The 468-nt window shown below is 64.7% G+C and carries 1 protein-coding gene; it reads right to left on the bottom strand.

What is annotated here, in order from left to right; all coding sequences use genetic code 11:
- Positions 1–468: helicase associated domain-containing protein (locus tag P0G09_RS15590; RefSeq protein ID WP_275253106.1), on the bottom strand; the 468-nt coding region annotated here is incomplete at both ends.

Below are 468 nucleotides of genomic sequence, written 5' to 3'. Positions count from 1 at the left end.
AGGGGTGACCCGGGCGCTGGAGCGGTCCGGGTTCAGGTAGGCATAGCGCTGGCGTGCCACCCACTTGCCCAGCAGCACTCCGTCCGGCGTGACATACTCCGAGGGGACGTTCAGGGTGCCGTGCTCATGGTAGTAGGCGGCGGCAACATCGTACAGGGACATCCACTTGCGGTCGTTGCGGTTGGTCCAGGCCATGCCCAGAGCGTCCAGCCGCTCCACCTGCTCCTGAGGCAGCTCACCTGCCTTGTGAGCGGCGCGCTGGGCTCCCAGCCAGACCCCCAGACCGAAGCCGGAGGGCGTTTCGTACTTGATTGGCACTTCCAGATCGCCGTGCTCCAGATAATACTGGGTGGCGGCGGCATAGTTCTGCTCCCACAGATCGTTGGAGGTGCTCCACTCCATGCCGATGGCTTCCAGCCGCTCGATGCGATTCTGGGTCAGGTTGCCGCCCAGATAGCGCTGGCGGTT

This window comes from Faecalibacterium sp. DFI.5.82 (assembly GCF_029076575.1).
In the GTDB taxonomy this organism is placed as follows: Bacteria; Bacillota; Clostridia; order Oscillospirales; family Ruminococcaceae; genus Faecalibacterium; species Faecalibacterium duncaniae.
This window is presented reverse-complemented; position numbering and strand designations above follow the sequence as displayed.